15 protein-coding genes and 2 pseudogenes are annotated in these 14,515 nt (G+C 63.5%); 8 read left to right on the top strand and 9 right to left on the bottom strand.

Annotation, left to right across the window (positions count from 1 at the left end; all coding sequences use genetic code 11):
* Positions 1-49: 49 nt before the first annotated feature.
* Positions 50-1,231, top strand: a complete 1,182-nt coding sequence (gene hmpA / locus ACCD07_RS13310) for an NO-inducible flavohemoprotein (protein WP_413447621.1) — start codon at positions 50-52, stop codon at positions 1,229-1,231.
* Here the strand turns inward: hmpA and ACCD07_RS13305 are convergent.
* Positions 1,149-2,945, bottom strand: coding sequence for a putative bifunctional diguanylate cyclase/phosphodiesterase (locus ACCD07_RS13305; protein WP_413447591.1), 1,797 nt, complete (start codon positions 2,943-2,945; stop codon positions 1,149-1,151). The genes hmpA and ACCD07_RS13305 overlap by 83 nt on opposite strands.
* A gap of 139 nt (positions 2,946-3,084) precedes the next feature.
* Here ACCD07_RS13305 and ACCD07_RS13300 point away from each other — a divergent pair, with 139 nt between their 5' ends.
* On the top strand, positions 3,085-3,795 hold the full coding sequence (locus ACCD07_RS13300) for a Crp/Fnr family transcriptional regulator (RefSeq protein ID WP_413447590.1): 711 nt from the start codon (positions 3,085-3,087) through the stop codon (positions 3,793-3,795).
* Positions 3,792-4,427, top strand: a complete 636-nt coding sequence (locus ACCD07_RS13295) for a Crp/Fnr family transcriptional regulator (protein WP_176650565.1) — start codon at positions 3,792-3,794, stop codon at positions 4,425-4,427. Before ACCD07_RS13300 ends, ACCD07_RS13295 begins: the two co-directional genes overlap by 4 nt.
* Here ACCD07_RS13295 and ACCD07_RS13290 read toward each other — a convergent pair.
* Both ACCD07_RS13290 and ACCD07_RS13285 read right to left on the bottom strand, forming a co-directional pair.
* A complete protein-coding gene (locus ACCD07_RS13290; protein ID WP_176650564.1) occupies positions 4,419-4,631 on the bottom strand; it encodes a 2-hydroxymuconate tautomerase family protein in 213 nt (70 codons plus the stop codon). The two genes, ACCD07_RS13295 and ACCD07_RS13290, sit on opposite strands and share 9 nt — an antisense overlap.
* A 10-nt stretch (positions 4,632-4,641) precedes the next feature.
* Entirely contained in the window at positions 4,642-5,373 is a 732-nt protein-coding gene (locus ACCD07_RS13285; RefSeq protein ID WP_413447589.1) for an SDR family NAD(P)-dependent oxidoreductase, read from the bottom strand.
* Positions 5,374-5,504: 131 nt separating this feature from the next.
* Here ACCD07_RS13285 and ACCD07_RS13280 point away from each other — a divergent pair, with 131 nt between their 5' ends.
* Complete coding sequence (locus tag ACCD07_RS13280) at positions 5,505-6,419, top strand: LysR family transcriptional regulator (RefSeq protein WP_176650562.1); 915 nt, start codon at positions 5,505-5,507, stop codon at positions 6,417-6,419.
* Here ACCD07_RS13280 and ACCD07_RS13275 read toward each other — a convergent pair.
* Positions 6,331-7,398: a LysR family transcriptional regulator gene (locus tag ACCD07_RS13275; RefSeq protein WP_413447588.1), complete on the bottom strand. Its 1,068-nt coding sequence runs from the start codon at positions 7,396-7,398 to the stop codon at positions 6,331-6,333. The genes ACCD07_RS13280 and ACCD07_RS13275 overlap by 89 nt on opposite strands.
* Before the next feature lie 29 nt (positions 7,399-7,427).
* On the opposite strand from ACCD07_RS13275, the gene ACCD07_RS13270 reads away from it, so the two are divergent.
* Entirely contained in the window at positions 7,428-7,811 is a 384-nt protein-coding gene (locus ACCD07_RS13270) for an NmrA family NAD(P)-binding protein (RefSeq protein WP_413447587.1), read from the top strand.
* The gene (locus tag ACCD07_RS13265; RefSeq protein ID WP_413447586.1) at positions 7,808-8,323 is read left to right on the top strand and encodes an NmrA family NAD(P)-binding protein; all 516 of its coding nucleotides are present in this window, start codon (positions 7,808-7,810) and stop codon (positions 8,321-8,323) included. Before ACCD07_RS13270 ends, ACCD07_RS13265 begins: the two co-directional genes overlap by 4 nt.
* Before the next feature lie 43 nt (positions 8,324-8,366).
* Here ACCD07_RS13265 and ACCD07_RS13260 read toward each other — a convergent pair whose 3' ends face one another.
* The 4 genes and pseudogenes from ACCD07_RS13260 to ACCD07_RS13245 form a co-directional block, all read right to left on the bottom strand.
* Positions 8,367-9,197, bottom strand: a complete 831-nt coding sequence (locus ACCD07_RS13260; RefSeq protein ID WP_413447585.1) for an alpha/beta hydrolase family protein — start codon at positions 9,195-9,197, stop codon at positions 8,367-8,369.
* Between the two features lie 81 nt (positions 9,198-9,278).
* Positions 9,279-9,601: pseudogene (locus tag ACCD07_RS13255) on the bottom strand (monooxygenase family protein).
* Positions 9,602-9,675: 74 nt separating this feature from the next.
* Complete coding sequence (locus ACCD07_RS13250; protein ID WP_176650559.1) at positions 9,676-10,101, bottom strand: GNAT family N-acetyltransferase; 426 nt, start codon at positions 10,099-10,101, stop codon at positions 9,676-9,678.
* A 28-nt stretch (positions 10,102-10,129) separates the two neighbouring features.
* Entirely contained in the window at positions 10,130-10,990 is an 861-nt protein-coding gene (locus tag ACCD07_RS13245) for a LysR family transcriptional regulator (protein ID WP_176650558.1), read from the bottom strand.
* 78 nt (positions 10,991-11,068) lie between these two features.
* On the opposite strand from ACCD07_RS13245, the gene ACCD07_RS13240 reads away from it, so the two are divergent.
* Positions 11,069-12,490, top strand: coding sequence for an MFS transporter (locus ACCD07_RS13240; RefSeq protein ID WP_413447584.1), 1,422 nt, complete (start codon positions 11,069-11,071; stop codon positions 12,488-12,490).
* A 22-nt stretch (positions 12,491-12,512) separates the two neighbouring features.
* Here the strand turns inward: ACCD07_RS13240 and ACCD07_RS13235 are convergent.
* Positions 12,513-13,955, bottom strand: a pseudogene (locus ACCD07_RS13235) (RecQ family ATP-dependent DNA helicase); the annotation flags it as partial.
* 135 nt (positions 13,956-14,090) lie between these two features.
* On the opposite strand from ACCD07_RS13235, the gene ACCD07_RS13230 reads away from it, so the two are divergent.
* Positions 14,091-14,441: a PilZ domain-containing protein gene (locus tag ACCD07_RS13230; protein ID WP_413447583.1), complete on the top strand. Its 351-nt coding sequence runs from the start codon at positions 14,091-14,093 to the stop codon at positions 14,439-14,441.
* Positions 14,442-14,515 lie beyond the last annotated feature (74 nt).

Below are 14,515 nucleotides of genomic sequence, written 5' to 3'. Positions count from 1 at the left end.
GATTCATATGATATACTTGTTTATGTCGAAACCACACATGGACCATAAAATGCTCAGCACCGAACAAAAAGCCATCATCAGCGCCACCGTCCCCATCCTGGAACAAGGCGGCGAAGCCCTGACCCGACATTTCTACCTGACGCTGTTCCGCGACTTCCCACAGGTTCTACCCCTGTTCAACCAGGCCAACCAGCAGGACGGCAACCAGCAGCGCGCGCTGGCCAACGCGGTGCTGATGTACGCGAAGAATATCGACCGCCTGGAGCAACTCGGTCCGCTGGTATCGACCATCATCAACAAGCACGTCTCGCTGCGGATCCAGCGCGAGCACTATCCGATGGTCGGCGCCTCGCTGCTGAAGGCGATCCGCGAAGTGCTGGGCGCGGAGACGGCGACCGATGCGGTGATCGATGCCTGGGCTGCCGCCTACGGCCAACTGGCCGACATCCTGGCCGGTGCCGAGCAAAGCATCTACGAAGAGCAGGCTGCGGCGGAAGGCGGCTGGAGCGGCGCGCGCGAGTTCAAGATCGTATCGAAGACGGTGGAAAGCGACGAGATCACCTCCTTCGTCATGGAGCCGATCGACGGCGGCAAGGTGATGGCGCATCAGCCGGGCCAGTACATCGGCCTGCTGGCGACGGTCGACGGCGAGGAAGCGCGCCGCCAGTATTCGCTGTCCGCCGCCAGCAACGGCAGCAGCTATCGCATCAGCGTCAAGCGCGAACCGGGCGGCAAGGTGTCGAACTTCCTGCACGATCACGTGGGCGTCGGCGACAGCCTGCAGCTGTTCCCGCCGTCGGGCGATTTCCTGCTGAACGCCGGCGACAAGCCACTGGTGCTGATCAGCGGCGGCGTCGGCATCACGCCGACCCTGGCCATGCTGACGGCGGCGCTGGCCACCGGCCGCAAGATCCATTTCATCCACGCCGCGCGCCACGCCGGCGTGCACGCCTTCCGCGATCACATCGACGCGCTGGCGGCGGCGCACCCGCAACTGCAGCGTTTCTACTGCTACGAAGCGGCCAACGACGCCGGCCCGCAGCCGCACGCCACCGGCTATCTGAACCAGCAGCAGCTGGGTGCCTGGCTGCCGGAAACGCGCGACGTGGACGCCTACTTCCTCGGACCGACGCCATTCATGAAGGCCATCAAGTCGCACCTGCGGGACCTGGGCGTGCCGCCGTCGCAAACCTTCTACGAGTTCTTCGGCCCGGCCGAAGCGCTGGGCTGATGCAATCCGGCGCGGCCAACGCCTCCAGCTCGGATGCCGGTACCGGCCTGCCATACAAATAGCCCTGGTACCGCAGGCAGCCCATCTGCTCCAGCAGCTCGCGTTGCGCCGATGTCTCGACGCCCTCGGCGATCACATCCAGCTGCAGGCTGCGCGCCATCGCGATGATGGTGCGCACGATGGCCTGGTCGCTGGCGTCGCTGGCCAGGTCGCGCACGAACGACTGGTCTATCTTCAACTGGTTAAGCGGCAGGCGCTTCAGGTACTGCAGCGATGAATAGCCGGTGCCGAAATCGTCCAGCGCAAAGCGCACACCCATCTCCTTCAGCCGCCGCATGGCGGTGATGGTGTGCTCTATTTTTTCCAGCAGCATGCCTTCGGTCAGCTCCAGTTTGAGCTTGCGCGGGTCGATGCCGCAGCGTTCGACCGCCGAACGCACGTCGTCGCAAAAACCCGGCTGATGGAATTGCAGCGCGCTGACATTGATCGCCAGGATCATGTGCTCCATCCCGGGAACCGACTGCCATGTCCGCAACTGGGCGCACGCCGTCTCCAGCACCCAATGCCCGACCGGCAGTATCAGGCCGGTCTCCTCGGCCAGCGGGATGAAGCTGGCCGGCGAGACCAGCGAGCCGTCCTCGCGCACCCAGCGTATCAAGGCCTCGGCGCCGAGGGGCATGCCCAGCTGATCGACCTGCACCTGGTAGTACAGCTTGAACTGGCCCAGGTCGATCGCGCGCCGCAGATCCGTTTCCAGCTGCGCCCGTGCGCTGACGCGGTCCTGCATCTGCTGGTCGAAGAAGCGCATCGCATTGCGGCCGGCCTGCTTGGCCTGGTACATGGCGATATCCGCCTGCTTCAGCAATTCGACCGGCGACGGCGGTTCGCCGTTGTGGAACAAGGCGACGCCGATACTGCATGTGCTGTGGATTTGATGTTCGCCCAGCGTGTACGGGAGGTTGAGCGAAGCCTGCACCTTGGCGCCCAAAGCTTCGGCTTCGCCCACCGCTTCCCGCGCATTGCCGCTCAAGCCTTCCGCCAGCACGACGAATTCGTCGCCGCCGAGCCGGGCCACGGTGTCCCCCTTGCGCAAACCTGCTTGCAAGCGATCCGCCGCCTGCTGCAGCAACTGGTCGCCGACGTTGTGGCCAAGCGTGTCGTTGAGCGCCTTGAAGTTGTCCAGGTCGATGAACATCAACGCGCCGTACTGGTCATGCAGCGCGCCGCCGGCCAGCATCTGGCGCAAGCGCTCCAGCAGCATGCGGCGGTTGGGCAGATGCGTCAACGGGTCATAAAATGCCAGGCTGCGGATTTCATCATTGGCGGCCTTGCTCAGCGTGATATCGGCCAGCGACGCGACGTAGTTGCAAACCGCGCCGGCGTCGTCGCGTACGGCTGCGATGCTCAGGTATTCAGGATACACCTCGCCGTTCTTGCGACGGTTCCATATCTCGCCCGCCCAGCGGCCATCGCGGGCGATCGCCGCCCACATGGCTTGGTAGAAGTCGGGCGCGTGGCGGCCGGAGTTCAACAGGCCCGGCGTCTTGCCGGCCACCTCGTCGGCATCGTAACCGGTGATGCGGGTGAACTCCTGGTTCACCTTCAAGATGCGGCCGTGCGCATCGGTCACCATCATCCCTTGCGACGCCTCGAAGGCCACGGCGGCGATGCGCAACTCTGCGCGCAGGGCATCATGTGCGGCGGTCTGGTTCATGGCTCAATTCCTAAATAGCATTACTTGTGATCAGTTGCCAAAGAGTACTGATATTCATCAAGAAAAAATTTGATTCACATCAAGGATTTTGCGCTTCGACACTTCTACCATGCAAGCAAATAACACCGGAGTGGACGACATGAACAAATCCAACGGAGGCAGCTCCTGCGCCAGTTGCGCGCACCATGGCTTGTGCCAGGGCATCGCGGATGGCGATCCGGCAGACAGCCCGCATATCCGCATCGACCGCCACACCATTCTTTATCAGGCCGGCGATGCGGCCGGCGGCCACATTTACAATATCCGTTCGGGAAGCTTCAAGATCCTGCGCGCGGCGCCGCAATGCGCGCCGCAAATCGTCGGCTTCGCGGTGGCATCGGAATTCATCGGACTGGAAACGCTGGGACGGCGGCAGCACGCCAACACCGTCGTCGCGCTTGAAGATAGTGAAGTGTGCCGCATCCGCTGGAGCCGCCACGCGACGCTGCGCCCCAGCCTGCACAATCTGCTGAGCCACGAGATCGGGCGCGAACAGCGCGCCACGCTGATGCTGCGCGATACCCGGGCCGAACAACGCATGGCCGACCTGCTGCTGTCGTTGTCGCAACGGCAGACAGGCAACGGCGGCGACGCAGTCCGGTTCCGCCTGCCGATGTCGCGCTGCGATATCGCCAGCTACCTGGGCGTGACGCCCGAATGCGTCAGCCGGCTGCTGCTGGATTTCAAACGGCGCGCGCTGCTGCAGCTGTGTCGCCGCGACGTCACGCTGCTCGATGCGCCCGCGCTGCACCGGCTGGCGGATGTCCGGGCACCGGGACATCCTCAGATCGAAGGGCGGGCAGCGGCATGATCATGGACATTGTGCACAACCAGCTTGGCAGGCCGCTGCAGCTGCAACGCGGCGCCCACCTGTTCCAGATGAACGACGCCACCCGCGATGAAATCTACTTCATCCGCATCGGCCATATCAAGCTGTACCAGCAGTGCCGCGACGGCGTCCGTCGCATCGTCGACTTCCTGCAGCCGGGCGACTGGGTCGGCATCGAAGCGCTCGGACAGCAGCAACGCCAGACATCGGCACTGGCGCTCACCGGCTGCCACATCGACGCCGTCCCCTATCACCAGCTGTCGGCGCTGATGCGGCAACAGCCGGGCGCCGCCGACCGCTTCAGCACCATGCTGAGCGCGGAGATCGACCACCAGCAATTGACCGCATCCATCCTGCGCAGCGCCAGCGCCAGCCAGCGCGTCGCATTGTTCCTGCTGCAGCGCGCAGGTCCCGCGCCGCTGCCGCCGAAACCGGAAGGCCATATTCCACTGCCGATGTCGCGCGAGGAGATCAGCGATTATCTCGGCCTGACCGCCGCCACCGTCAGCCGCACGCTCAGCGCCATGCGCCGGCGTGGCTGGGTGGAGTTGCGCGAGCGCGGCTTCGTCATACTTCAACGGGCCGCGCTCGAACAGATGGCGGCATCACTCTGAGGCTTTGGCGCGCTTGCGGCGCGTGGTGATGTTCTCGCGGTTCAGGCCCCAGTTGTCGGTCTCCACCTCGTCGATGATGACGAAGGTGGTCGCCGGGTCCTTGTTCAGCACCTCGCTCAACAGGTCGGTGACGCCTTCGATCAGCTTCAGTTTCTGCGCCGACGTCACGCCCTCATTGGTCACACGGATATTCACGTAAGGCATGGCCGTCTCCTTACCAGGTGCCGGCGGTGGCGCCGCCGTCTACCGGCAATACCACGCCGCTGGTGAAGCTCGACTCGGTCAGGTACAGCACCGCGTCCACGATGTCCTGCGTGCTGCCCATCTCGCCGCTCGGCGACAGTCCCTTCAGGAAGGACTGCGTGCCTTCGTCGGTGCCGTGCATCGGCGTGCTGATGATGCCGGGCGCCACCGCGTTGACCTTGACGTTGGCGCCGGCCAGTTCCAGCGCCAGGCCGCGCGTGGCATGATTCAGCCCGCCCTTGATCAGGATCGGCAGCAGCGCAGGCACTTTGGACGTCGGCTGTATCGCCAGGCTGGCGGTGATGGTGACGATATGGCCTTGCTTGTTGGCGCTCATGTGCTTGGCCGCTTCCTGCGATGGATAGAAGAAGCCCATCAGGTTGGTGCTGACGATGCCTTCGACATCGGCCTGCGAGTAATCGGCGATCGGCTTGGCGACGAAGATGCCCGCGTTGTTGATCAGGATGTCGACCTTGCCGTAAGCGGCGATGGCACGCTCGAACAGGGCCTTGGCCGTCGCCGGTTCGGCGATGTCGCCGGCCACCGGCAGGAAGTTGGCCGGGTTGCCCAGCTTGGCGGCGGCCGTTTGCAGGCGGTCCAGCGTGCGGGCGTTGCCGACGACGTTGTAGCCGCGTTTCAGGTAAGCCTCGGCGATGGAAAAGCCGATGCCGCTCGATGCGCCAGTGACGATAACAGTTTTCATTTTGATGCTCCTTGAAGTTTCGTGGGTAGCGTTCTCGACGCCATGGAACTCACTATACTTTTGAGCAGCACGTTGATAAAGACAGCGGAATGCAAGATAATTGATACACCATGTAATCAATTGAGGCCGATATGAAGCGCTATTTCGACGATGTCCTGCTGGGGAGCATAGAGTTGTTCTGCTTCGCGGCGGAACTGGGCAGCTTCACCGCCGCCGCCACCGCCGCCGGCGTGACGCCGGCCGCGGTCAGCCGCTCGATCGCCCGGCTGGAGGAGCGGCTCGGCGTGCGCCTGTTCGTGCGCACCACGCGCCAGATCCGCCTGACGGACGGCGGCCGCCTCTACTTCGAGCAATGCCGCCAGGCGCTGTCGCAGCTGACCGACGCCGAACGCCAGGTCACCGGCGGCCAAGCCAAGCCGGCCGGCGCACTACGCATCAGCGCGCCGACGCCATACGCCCACTACCGCCTGCTGCCCTTGCTGGGCGAGTTCCGCCGCCGCTATCCGGAGGTCACGCTGGATATCCACGTCAGCAACCGCAACATCGATTTCGCCGACGAAGGCTACGACCTGGCGATACGCGGCCGCTCGCCGGCCGATTCCAACCTGATCGCGCGCAAGCTGGAGGATGCGGAGCTGGTGCTGGTGGCGTCGCCCGCCTACCTGAAGCGCGCCGGCAAGCCGAAAAAGCTGGAGGACCTGCAGAACCACGAGTGCATACAGTTCGATTTGCCCAGCACCGGCAAGCGCATCCCCTGGCCCTTCATGGTGGACGGCGCGCAGGTCGACGTGCCGACCGGCGGCGGCTTATGCTGTTCGGAAGATGTGCTGGGCATCGTCACGCTGGCGCGCGCCGGCGCGGGGCTGGTACAGACCTACCGCTTCATCGTCGAGCAGGACCTGGCGCGCGGCGACCTGGTGGAGCTGCTGCCGCAGCACGGCGGCACGTCGCGGCCCTTTATCCTGCTGTATCCGCACGCCCGCCATCTGTCGCTGCGGGTGCGGACCTTTGTCGACTTCCTGATTGAGAAGCTGCCACGCTCCTGAGTGAACCATGGGCAGCACAACTGAACGCCGCGACGACGTCGACAAGCTGTTGCCTGACCCACATATGGGCGGGGTCTCGATGGTAGCGCTGGTGCCAGATCATCGCCGGCGACAAGGGCGCAACCTGTAGCGGCAGGTCCAGGAGTGCGAGCGGGAGCCTTTCCGCAAGCAGGCGTGCCAAACGACTTGGTAGCGTGAGTATCATGTCACTGTCGGCCACCAACATCGCGCCGGCAAGAAAGTGGGGAACTCGCAGCGCGACGTGGCGAGTGAGCCCCAGTGCCGAGAGCGCAACGTCGACCGCGCTCTCTCCCACCCCAGAAATGGTCACGGCAACGTGACGCAAGGTCACATAGCGCTCCAGACTGAGTCCGTCCGCCAAACCGGGGTGCTCGGGCCTCACCACGCATACCAGGCTGTCGGCGTAGAGGTCGCGTCGATGAAGACTGCCGGGCAGTGTATTGAAGATACCCAGTGCGAGATCAGCGCCCCCTTGTTCGATAAGCCGCACGTTGTCCCCGGCAGGTTGCGCGATATGGAGACTTAGCTCAGGCGCATGGCGCCCGAAGCGGGCGATCAAGCCAGCAAGGACCGTCAGGCTCAGGTGGTCGTGAGCTGCGATCGTGAAGCGCCCCGTGGCGGAGGCGGGATCGAAGACGGTTGGCGCGATGATCCCTCGGGCATCGTCCAACAGCTTGGCTACCGGGCCCGCCAGCGCTTCACCGCGGGGAGTTAGTTCCAGACCGAACTTGCCGCGGACAAGCAGGCGATCACCCAGCATCGTGCGCAGTCGCCCAAGCGCGCGGCTGGCGGCCGGTTGGCTCAAGCCCAGGCGGAGACCCGCCTGGGTGACGCTTCGCTCCCGAACCAGTGCTTCGAACAGTTTTAACAGATTGAGGTCGACCGTAGATAAATCCACTTGGTGCATGTTGACTATGACTTTCATGCCATTGGTGTATGTCGAGCGATCATGCACCATTCAGTTTCATCTGAAAAGGAGATTTTTATATGACTGCTTCCTGCCCCCTTCCTTACGTAATATTCGGCGTGACCGGGCGTACCGGGGCCGCTGCCGCCGACGCGCTGCTGCGTTCCGGCCATCCTGTGCGCGTCGTGGTGCGCGACCCAGTCAAGGGCCGAGCGTGGGCCGAACGCGGCGCGGAGGTTGTCGTGGCCGACCTGACGGACCTGGCCTCGATGACCAAGGCGCTCAGCCGGGTCCAGGGCGCCTATGTCGTCAGCCCCCAGCAATACAATCGGGAAGACCTGTTCGAGTGGGCAGAATTGATTGCCGATACCACGGCGCGCGCCGCGGTGGCGGCTGACGTGCCCAGACTGGTGGCGCTTTCCTCGGTGGGTGCCGAGACGGCGGAACAGGATGGATCGGGATGAACCGCATGTTCGAGCGGCGTTTGGGCGAAACCGGTGTTTCCACCACCTTCCTGCGCGCGGCATATTTCATGGAGAACTGGATGCCGATGATCGGACAGGCCATGCGCAGCGGCACTCTGCCGACCTTTCTGGCACCACCACAGCGTCCTCTCCCGATGGTGGCCACAGCCGATGTCGGTAGCACCGCCGCTGCATTGTTGCTGGAGAAAAGGACAGGGACCGCAATCGTCACTCTCTCGGGGCCGAAAGACTACGCTCCCGATGATGTCGCCGCCATTATCTCAATCGCGCTCCGGATGCCTGTCGGCGTGGCGGTTCTGCCAGAAACAGAGTGGCCCGAAGCGCTGGCGGATGCCGGTTTCTCAAAGGCCGCCCTTGCTGGCTTCGTCGAAATGACCCGCGGCCTCAATTGCTCGCATATCGACATCAAGAGCGATCCCACCTCGGTCGAATGGGCAGGGACGACGACGCTCGAGCAAGTCGTCGCAGAGCTGGCGCGGCCTCACAATTAGATAATCAGCGGCCTGCGGATCTGGCCCAAACGCTCAAGTGACTTCAAATACAATTCTTGTCGATAAAGTCCCAGACATCCGGGAACCAGGTTGAGCTTCCCCGATAGGCAAAGCTATGGCCCTCGGCAGCCGAGTTTCCAAAAGCCGGATAGGTTTTTACCTCGACTCGTTTGCCGGCTTGCCTCCGCTCAGAGGACAGCACTTCATTGGGAGCGAGATTAAAATCATTGGCTGCCTGGAAAAATAGCATCGGGCTGCTTGCGGTGCGCACGGCAGCCTTCATGACTTCCTGAAGTTCGGGTGACTCATCCCAGCTCTCGGCGCCGCCGGATGCCACGACCGCAGCGCAGTATGGGACTTTTGCAGCGCCAAGCACGGTTTCGACGCCGCCGAAGGAATTGCCGGCAACGGCAATCCGGGTTGGCTGCACAAAGCTTTGCAACTTGAGCCAGGCCAACGCGGACAGTTGGTCCTCCAGTTGTTCCGTGCTGAGCAGGCGCGTCATCGTCGCGGAGGCCTCCTGGAGACCGCCACGTCGCCGCGCCGCCTTGATTTCATCGAGGATGTACGGCCCTGCGTCCGCGCTCAGCCCCTGCCCACGGCGATACGGCATGAAGAAAATCCACCCTTTGCTCGCAAACAGCGGGCCGATGATCTTGCTCGCCTGGCTGTTAAGCATGCCGCCTGCACTTCCATGATTGTATAGGACCGCGGGAAAGGGGCCGCTGCCCGTAGGCTTGAATATCTCCCCGCCGAGTTCACGCCCTCCGCTTTGAAAGTGAACTATCTGCGGAACGGCTGGTAATGTTTCAGCTATTCCATTGCCCATGTTAAACAGGGAGAAAAATATAATAGCTAGAATTTTACGATTCATTTAACTCTCTATCATTGGACAAAAGTGCGTACCTGGGAAAAACACTAAAGACAGCTGCTGGCCGAGCACGGCCAAAGATAGTCAGGATTTGCGCCCAGTCGCCGCTTCCAGACTGCCGGCACGGCCCAGCCCAAAGGCAGGCATGTTGACATAGACGCTCTCGTAGGCCCCGGCAGCTACGGCGAAGGTTTCGTGCCAGATGCCGACCGCTCCATCAGTACCGACGGACTGATTGAACGCCTTCCACGCCGGCAGATGCGCCGCAGCTCGCTAATCATGCGTGGCATCGCGGCGGCGACTGGCCACCACTTGTGCACCTTCCATGGCTGATTAAGACGCATGCCGATGAGGAAAACGACAAAGTCGCCGTCGATTGTTGCGGTGAGCCGATCACGGTGAATCATGCTACTCCTTACAAACTAGTTTAATGGTCCGCTCCTTATCGTCGGGCATTTTTTGCTGCGATTTTCGCCATGTGCTACAGCTTCTTAGTCATGAACACGCGGCTGATGCCTTCCCGCTCGGAAGCTATTTCGCCAAAACTTAGCCATCCATTTTTTTCATAAAATCCGGGCGCCTGGAAGCTGATCGTGTAAAGCACCGCCGAACTGCAACCCCGCTGGCGGGCCTCCTCTTCGAACGCCCCAAGGATTTTTGTTCCTAATCCGGAACCCCGCAGAGAACTCGGCAGGTGAAACAGGTCCAAAAAAGCAAGCCCAAGAGAAGTCCTTCCAACCGCGCCCCCCAATACTTCGTTGCTATCGGAATCTCTCACGATGACGCATAAGGGGCGTCGGTCACTCAAGCCCGCGACCTGTTCGTTAAACTCATCCAGACCTTTGCCAATAACTCTTGCAAACTCAGGTTCTGCACTATCGCTGATAACGATTACATTCTTCTTCAAAGGTTTCCTTTCTTTTGAGGGGCTTTGCCTAGGCCCCCAAGATCTCTGCAAACGCCGCCCGCGCCGGATGGTGCAGCACGTCCTTGCGCCACACTAGCATGGTTTCGACGTGGGCGATCGCCGGCGGCAGCTGGTGCTGGCGCACCGACCTGGCCAGCTTGCGCTGCTCCACCAGTTCCTTCGGCATCAACGCCACGCCCATGCCGGCCGCCACGCAGCCGATGATGGCCTCGAAGGTGCCGAACTCCGACACCCGCGCCGGCACCACGCCCGCTTCCGCGAACCATGACTCTAAACGGCGCCTGTAGGTACAGCCGCTACGGAACACCAGCAGGTTGCGGCGCGCAACCTCGTACGGCGACGTCACCGGCGCATGCGTGTGACAGGTGATCAGCACCAGCTCCTCCTCGAACACCGGCCGCCGCTCCAGTTCGGGATGCGGCACCGGCCCGGCCACCAGCGCCACGTCCAGCCGGTGCTTCAGCACGCCGTCCAGCAGCTGATCGGTGGGCGCGGTATCGAGCACCAGGTCGACCCCGGGATGCTTGCGGTTGAAAGCGGCCAGCACCTGCGGCAGGCGCGCCGCGGCGGTGGTCTCCATGGAGCCGATGCGCAACTGGCCGGACGGCTTTTGATCCGGCTGCACCGCCGCCTGCGCCTCGTCCGCCAGCTGCAGCAGGCGGTCGGCGTAGGCCAGCAGGCGCGAACCCTCGGTGGTGATCTGCAGCTTGCGGCCGGAGCGGTGGAACAGCGCCACGCCCAGCGACTCCTCCAGCTGCGTCAGCCGCGCCGACACATTCGACTGCACGCGGTTGAGCCGTGAAGCGGCCAAGGTCACGCTGCCCTCCTCGGCCACCGCTTTAAAGATGCGCAAGGCGGAGAGTTCCATATTCGATTCTTAAAAAGAGATAGATATCTTCATTATTATTCATTTTTTAAAATAGTCAAAGACTTCTATAGTGAAGCCATGAAAACCTCGCACACTCCCTCCCTGGCCATCCTGCTCGCTTGCAGCTTCGCCTTTATCATCGTCCAGCTGGACGTCACCATCGTCAACGTCGCCTTGCCGCAGATCGGGCATGAGCTGGGCGCCGGCGTCACCGACCTGCAGTGGGTGGTGGACGCCTACACGCTGGGCTTCGCCGTATTCCTGCTGTCGGCCGGCGCGCTGGGCGACAAGTTCGGCTCGCGCCGCACCTTCATGACCGGCTTCGCGCTGTTCACCGCCGCCTCGGTGGCCTGCGCCATGGCGCCGACCGCGATGGTGCTGAACGTCGCCCGCGCGCTGCAGGGCATCGGCGCCGCGCTGCTGGTACCGAGTTCGCTGGCCATCCTGAACGCCGCCTACGCGGACGACAAGGCGATGCTGGGCAAGGCCATCGCCTGGTGGACGGCCGCCGGCGGCGTGTCGATCGCCGTCGGGCCGGTGCTGGGCGGCTTGCTGATGTCGCTGCCCGGCTTCGGCTGGCGCAGCATCTTCTGGGTCAATATCCCGATCTGCGTCGCCGGCTTCTGGCTCACCGGCCGCGTGGTGCCGGCGGCGGCCGGCCGCGATCCTCACCGCAGCCTGGACGTCCAGGGCCAGCTGCTGGCGATCGTCATGCTGACCAGTTTCATCGGCGCCGTCATCGAATTTGAATCGCTGGGCTGGCAGCACTGGCTGGTGCGCGGCGGCATGCTGCTGGCCGCCGTCGCCGCCGCGCTGTTTGTCTGGGTCGAGGCGCGCGGCAAGTCGCCCATGCTGCCATTGGGGCTGTTCCGCGGAGCGCCGTTCTCGGGCGCCGTGCTGTTCGGGGTATTGATGAATTTCTCGTACTACGGCGTGATCTTTGTGCTCAGCTTCTACCTGCAAAAGGTGCGCGGCTTCGGCGTGCTGCACGCGGGACTGGTGTTCCTGCCGCTGACCGGGACCTTCATTTTCGCCAACATCACCAGCGGCTGGATGCAGGCGCGTACCGGCGTGCGCACGCCGATGATATTGGGCGCCATGATCGGCGCGTCGGGCTACACGCTGCTGGGCTTGATCGGCATCTCGGACGACGCCAGCTTCCTGCAGATGCTGCCCGGACTGGCCCTGATCCCGGCCGGCATGGGCCTGGCCGTGCCGGCGATGACCACCTCCATCCTGTCCGGCGTCGAGCGGCGCCAGGCCGGCACCGCGTCGGCGGTGCTGAACACGGCGCGCCAGGTGGGCGGCGCGATGGGCGTGGCGATCTTCGGCGCGCTGGTCAGCTCGGGCAGCAGCCTCGAAGTCCTTAGCGGAATCCGGGGGGCGATGCTGGTATCGGGCGGCTTGCTGCTGCTGGCCGCACTGCTGGCGTTTGCTTGTGTGCGCCGGCCGGCTCCAGTGGCGGTGAAGGTTCCAGCTGCAGCGGACTGTCCTGGATAGAGGGCGGCGACAGGCAGTTGTCGCAGCGGCAGCAGCGTTCGAAATCGTCCGGACGGTCGCCGAAATAATCGAGCAGCAGCTTCCAGCGGCAGTAGCCGCTCTGCGCGTAGGACACCATCTGCTCCAGCCCCGCGCGGTCCCGCTCGTGCTTGTCCGCATACACCTGCGCCATGCGCTCGAACTGCGCCGCTTTCGGCGTGCCGGGCGCCAGCACATAAGCCATCTTGCGGTTGCGCTTCAACAGCTTGCCGTCCTTGAGCATCTTCAGGCAGATTTTCAGCTGGCTGGCCGGCGTTTGATCGACCAGCGACTTGAGTTCCGCCTCCGAGAACGGGGGCTGGCCCAGCGCCACCGCCGCTTCGTACACGGCCCGCAGCTCCAGCGCGGACGGATAGTGCTTGACCAGGAAGTACTGCTGCAGGCGCTTGTCCGCGTGGTAGTACAGCAGCGTGCACTCGGCATCGAGGCCGTCGCGCCCTGCGCGGCCCGACTCCTGGTAGTAGGCCTCCAGATTGGCCGGCACCTGCAGGTGGATGACGAAACGGGTATCGCTCTTGTCGATGCCCATGCCGAAGGCGTTGGTCGCCACCATCACGCGGCGTTCGCCGCTCATGAACAGGTTCTGGTTTTCAGCGCGCTCGGAGGCGCGCAGCTTGCCGTGGTAAAGCGTGACGCTTTCGCCGGCATCGAGCAGCAGCTGGTGCATTTCCTCGGCCGCCTTGACGGTGGCCGCGTAGACGATGCCCACGCCCTCGCTGTCGCGCACCAGTTGCAGCGCGGCGGCGTATTTTTCATCCGGGTTGGTGACCTGCTTGACACGGTAATGCAGGTTGGCGCGATAGATGCCGGTGTTGACGACCTCCATGCGCGGCCGCCCCAGCTGGTTGCGAATGTCGGCGATCACGTCGTCGGTGGCGGTCGCGGTCAGCGCCAGCAGCGGCGGCCGGCCCAGCGCATCGAGCGCGGCGCCGATCTCCAGGTAGGCCGGACGGAAATCGTGCCCCCACTGCGAGATGCAGTGCGCCTCGTCTACCACCACCAGGGCGATGCGGCTTTGCCTGAGCAGCGCCAGGAAATCCGCCGTTACCAGCCGCTCCGGCGTGCAGAAGATGACGTCCTTGTCGGCCTGCCCGATGGCGTCCAGCGCCGCCAGTTCGTCGCTGCGCGACAGGCTGCTGTTGATCTGGGCGGCGCTGGCGATGCCGCCGTCCTCCAGCTTTTCGGCTTGGTCCTTCATCAGCGAGATCAGCGGCGACACCACCACCGTCGCCCCCTCCAGCAGGCAGGCCGGCAGCTGGTAGCACAGCGACTTGCCGCTACCGGTGGGCATCACGGCCAGCGTGTCGCGGCCGGCCAGCACGCTGTCGATCACGCGACGCTGGCCGTCGCGCAGCGTCTCCATGCCGAACACTTCGCCCAGGATCTTCTTGATGCGTCTTTGCTGCTGTTTTTGCTCCGCCGCCATGACATTCTCCGTTTTCAGCCAATTTTCAGGTGCCTGGCCTCAGCGTAAATAAGCTCCGGCGGGCGGTATGTGCGACAACGCACCGCCGCAGCCTATGCACTCGCCTATGCCCCGCGAATCTGTCATACTGTAGCCATGGACCCAAGAAGAGAACATGTGCGCCGGTTGCTGCAGGTGGATGCCCATGTCAGTGACATGGACGGACGAAACACGGCCGTCGTGCAGATCATCGATATATCGCGCATGGGCGTGGCCTTCGTCAGCGACCACCAGCTGCCGCTTAATAACGGCTACGTGCTGGACTTTTGCTTCCCCGGCAGCGCAATCCAGAACAAGGTCACGCTGACCGTGCTGCACAGCGCCTTGGTCGGCACCCACGGCCGCTATCGCAACGGCGCGCGTTTCTTGAGCATCCCCGACGTCGCCGCCGACCTCATCGTCGATTACGTGACCGCCGCCCCCGTGCCCGACGCCACCTGCATGTAACGCACTGTATTCAAAGTATCTCTGAGTTCCAAGCCGCTAGCCGCGCGCCGGCTCGTGCTATGATTTTCCGCTAA

Source organism: Duganella sp. Dugasp56, assembly GCF_047304105.1.
Lineage (GTDB): Bacteria > Pseudomonadota > Gammaproteobacteria > Burkholderiales > Burkholderiaceae_D > Rugamonas > Rugamonas hordei.
The sequence above is the reverse complement of the archived record's forward strand: the minus strand, read 5'-3'. Positions and strand labels throughout refer to the sequence as shown.

Coding starts and splice junctions, on each gene's coding strand:
- hmpA (WP_413447621.1), top strand. CDS start 50: ATGCTCAGCACCGAACAAAAAGCCATCATCAGCGCCACCGTCCCCATC.
- ACCD07_RS13305 (WP_413447591.1), bottom strand. CDS start 2,945: ATGAACCAGACCGCCGCACATGATGCCCTGCGCGCAGAGTTGCGCATC.
- ACCD07_RS13300 (WP_413447590.1), top strand. CDS start 3,085: ATGAACAAATCCAACGGAGGCAGCTCCTGCGCCAGTTGCGCGCACCAT.
- ACCD07_RS13295 (WP_176650565.1), top strand. CDS start 3,792: ATGATCATGGACATTGTGCACAACCAGCTTGGCAGGCCGCTGCAGCTG.
- ACCD07_RS13290 (WP_176650564.1), bottom strand. CDS start 4,631: ATGCCTTACGTGAATATCCGTGTGACCAATGAGGGCGTGACGTCGGCG.
- ACCD07_RS13285 (WP_413447589.1), bottom strand. CDS start 5,373: ATGAAAACTGTTATCGTCACTGGCGCATCGAGCGGCATCGGCTTTTCC.
- ACCD07_RS13280 (WP_176650562.1), top strand. CDS start 5,505: ATGAAGCGCTATTTCGACGATGTCCTGCTGGGGAGCATAGAGTTGTTC.
- ACCD07_RS13275 (WP_413447588.1), bottom strand. CDS start 7,398: ATGGTGCATGATCGCTCGACATACACCAATGGCATGAAAGTCATAGTC.
- ACCD07_RS13270 (WP_413447587.1), top strand. CDS start 7,428: ATGACTGCTTCCTGCCCCCTTCCTTACGTAATATTCGGCGTGACCGGG.
- ACCD07_RS13265 (WP_413447586.1), top strand. CDS start 7,808: ATGAACCGCATGTTCGAGCGGCGTTTGGGCGAAACCGGTGTTTCCACC.
- ACCD07_RS13260 (WP_413447585.1), bottom strand. CDS start 9,197: ATGAATCGTAAAATTCTAGCTATTATATTTTTCTCCCTGTTTAACATG.
- ACCD07_RS13245 (WP_176650558.1), bottom strand. CDS start 10,990: ATGGAACTCTCCGCCTTGCGCATCTTTAAAGCGGTGGCCGAGGAGGGC.
- ACCD07_RS13240 (WP_413447584.1), top strand. CDS start 11,069: ATGAAAACCTCGCACACTCCCTCCCTGGCCATCCTGCTCGCTTGCAGC.
- ACCD07_RS13230 (WP_413447583.1), top strand. CDS start 14,091: ATGGACCCAAGAAGAGAACATGTGCGCCGGTTGCTGCAGGTGGATGCC.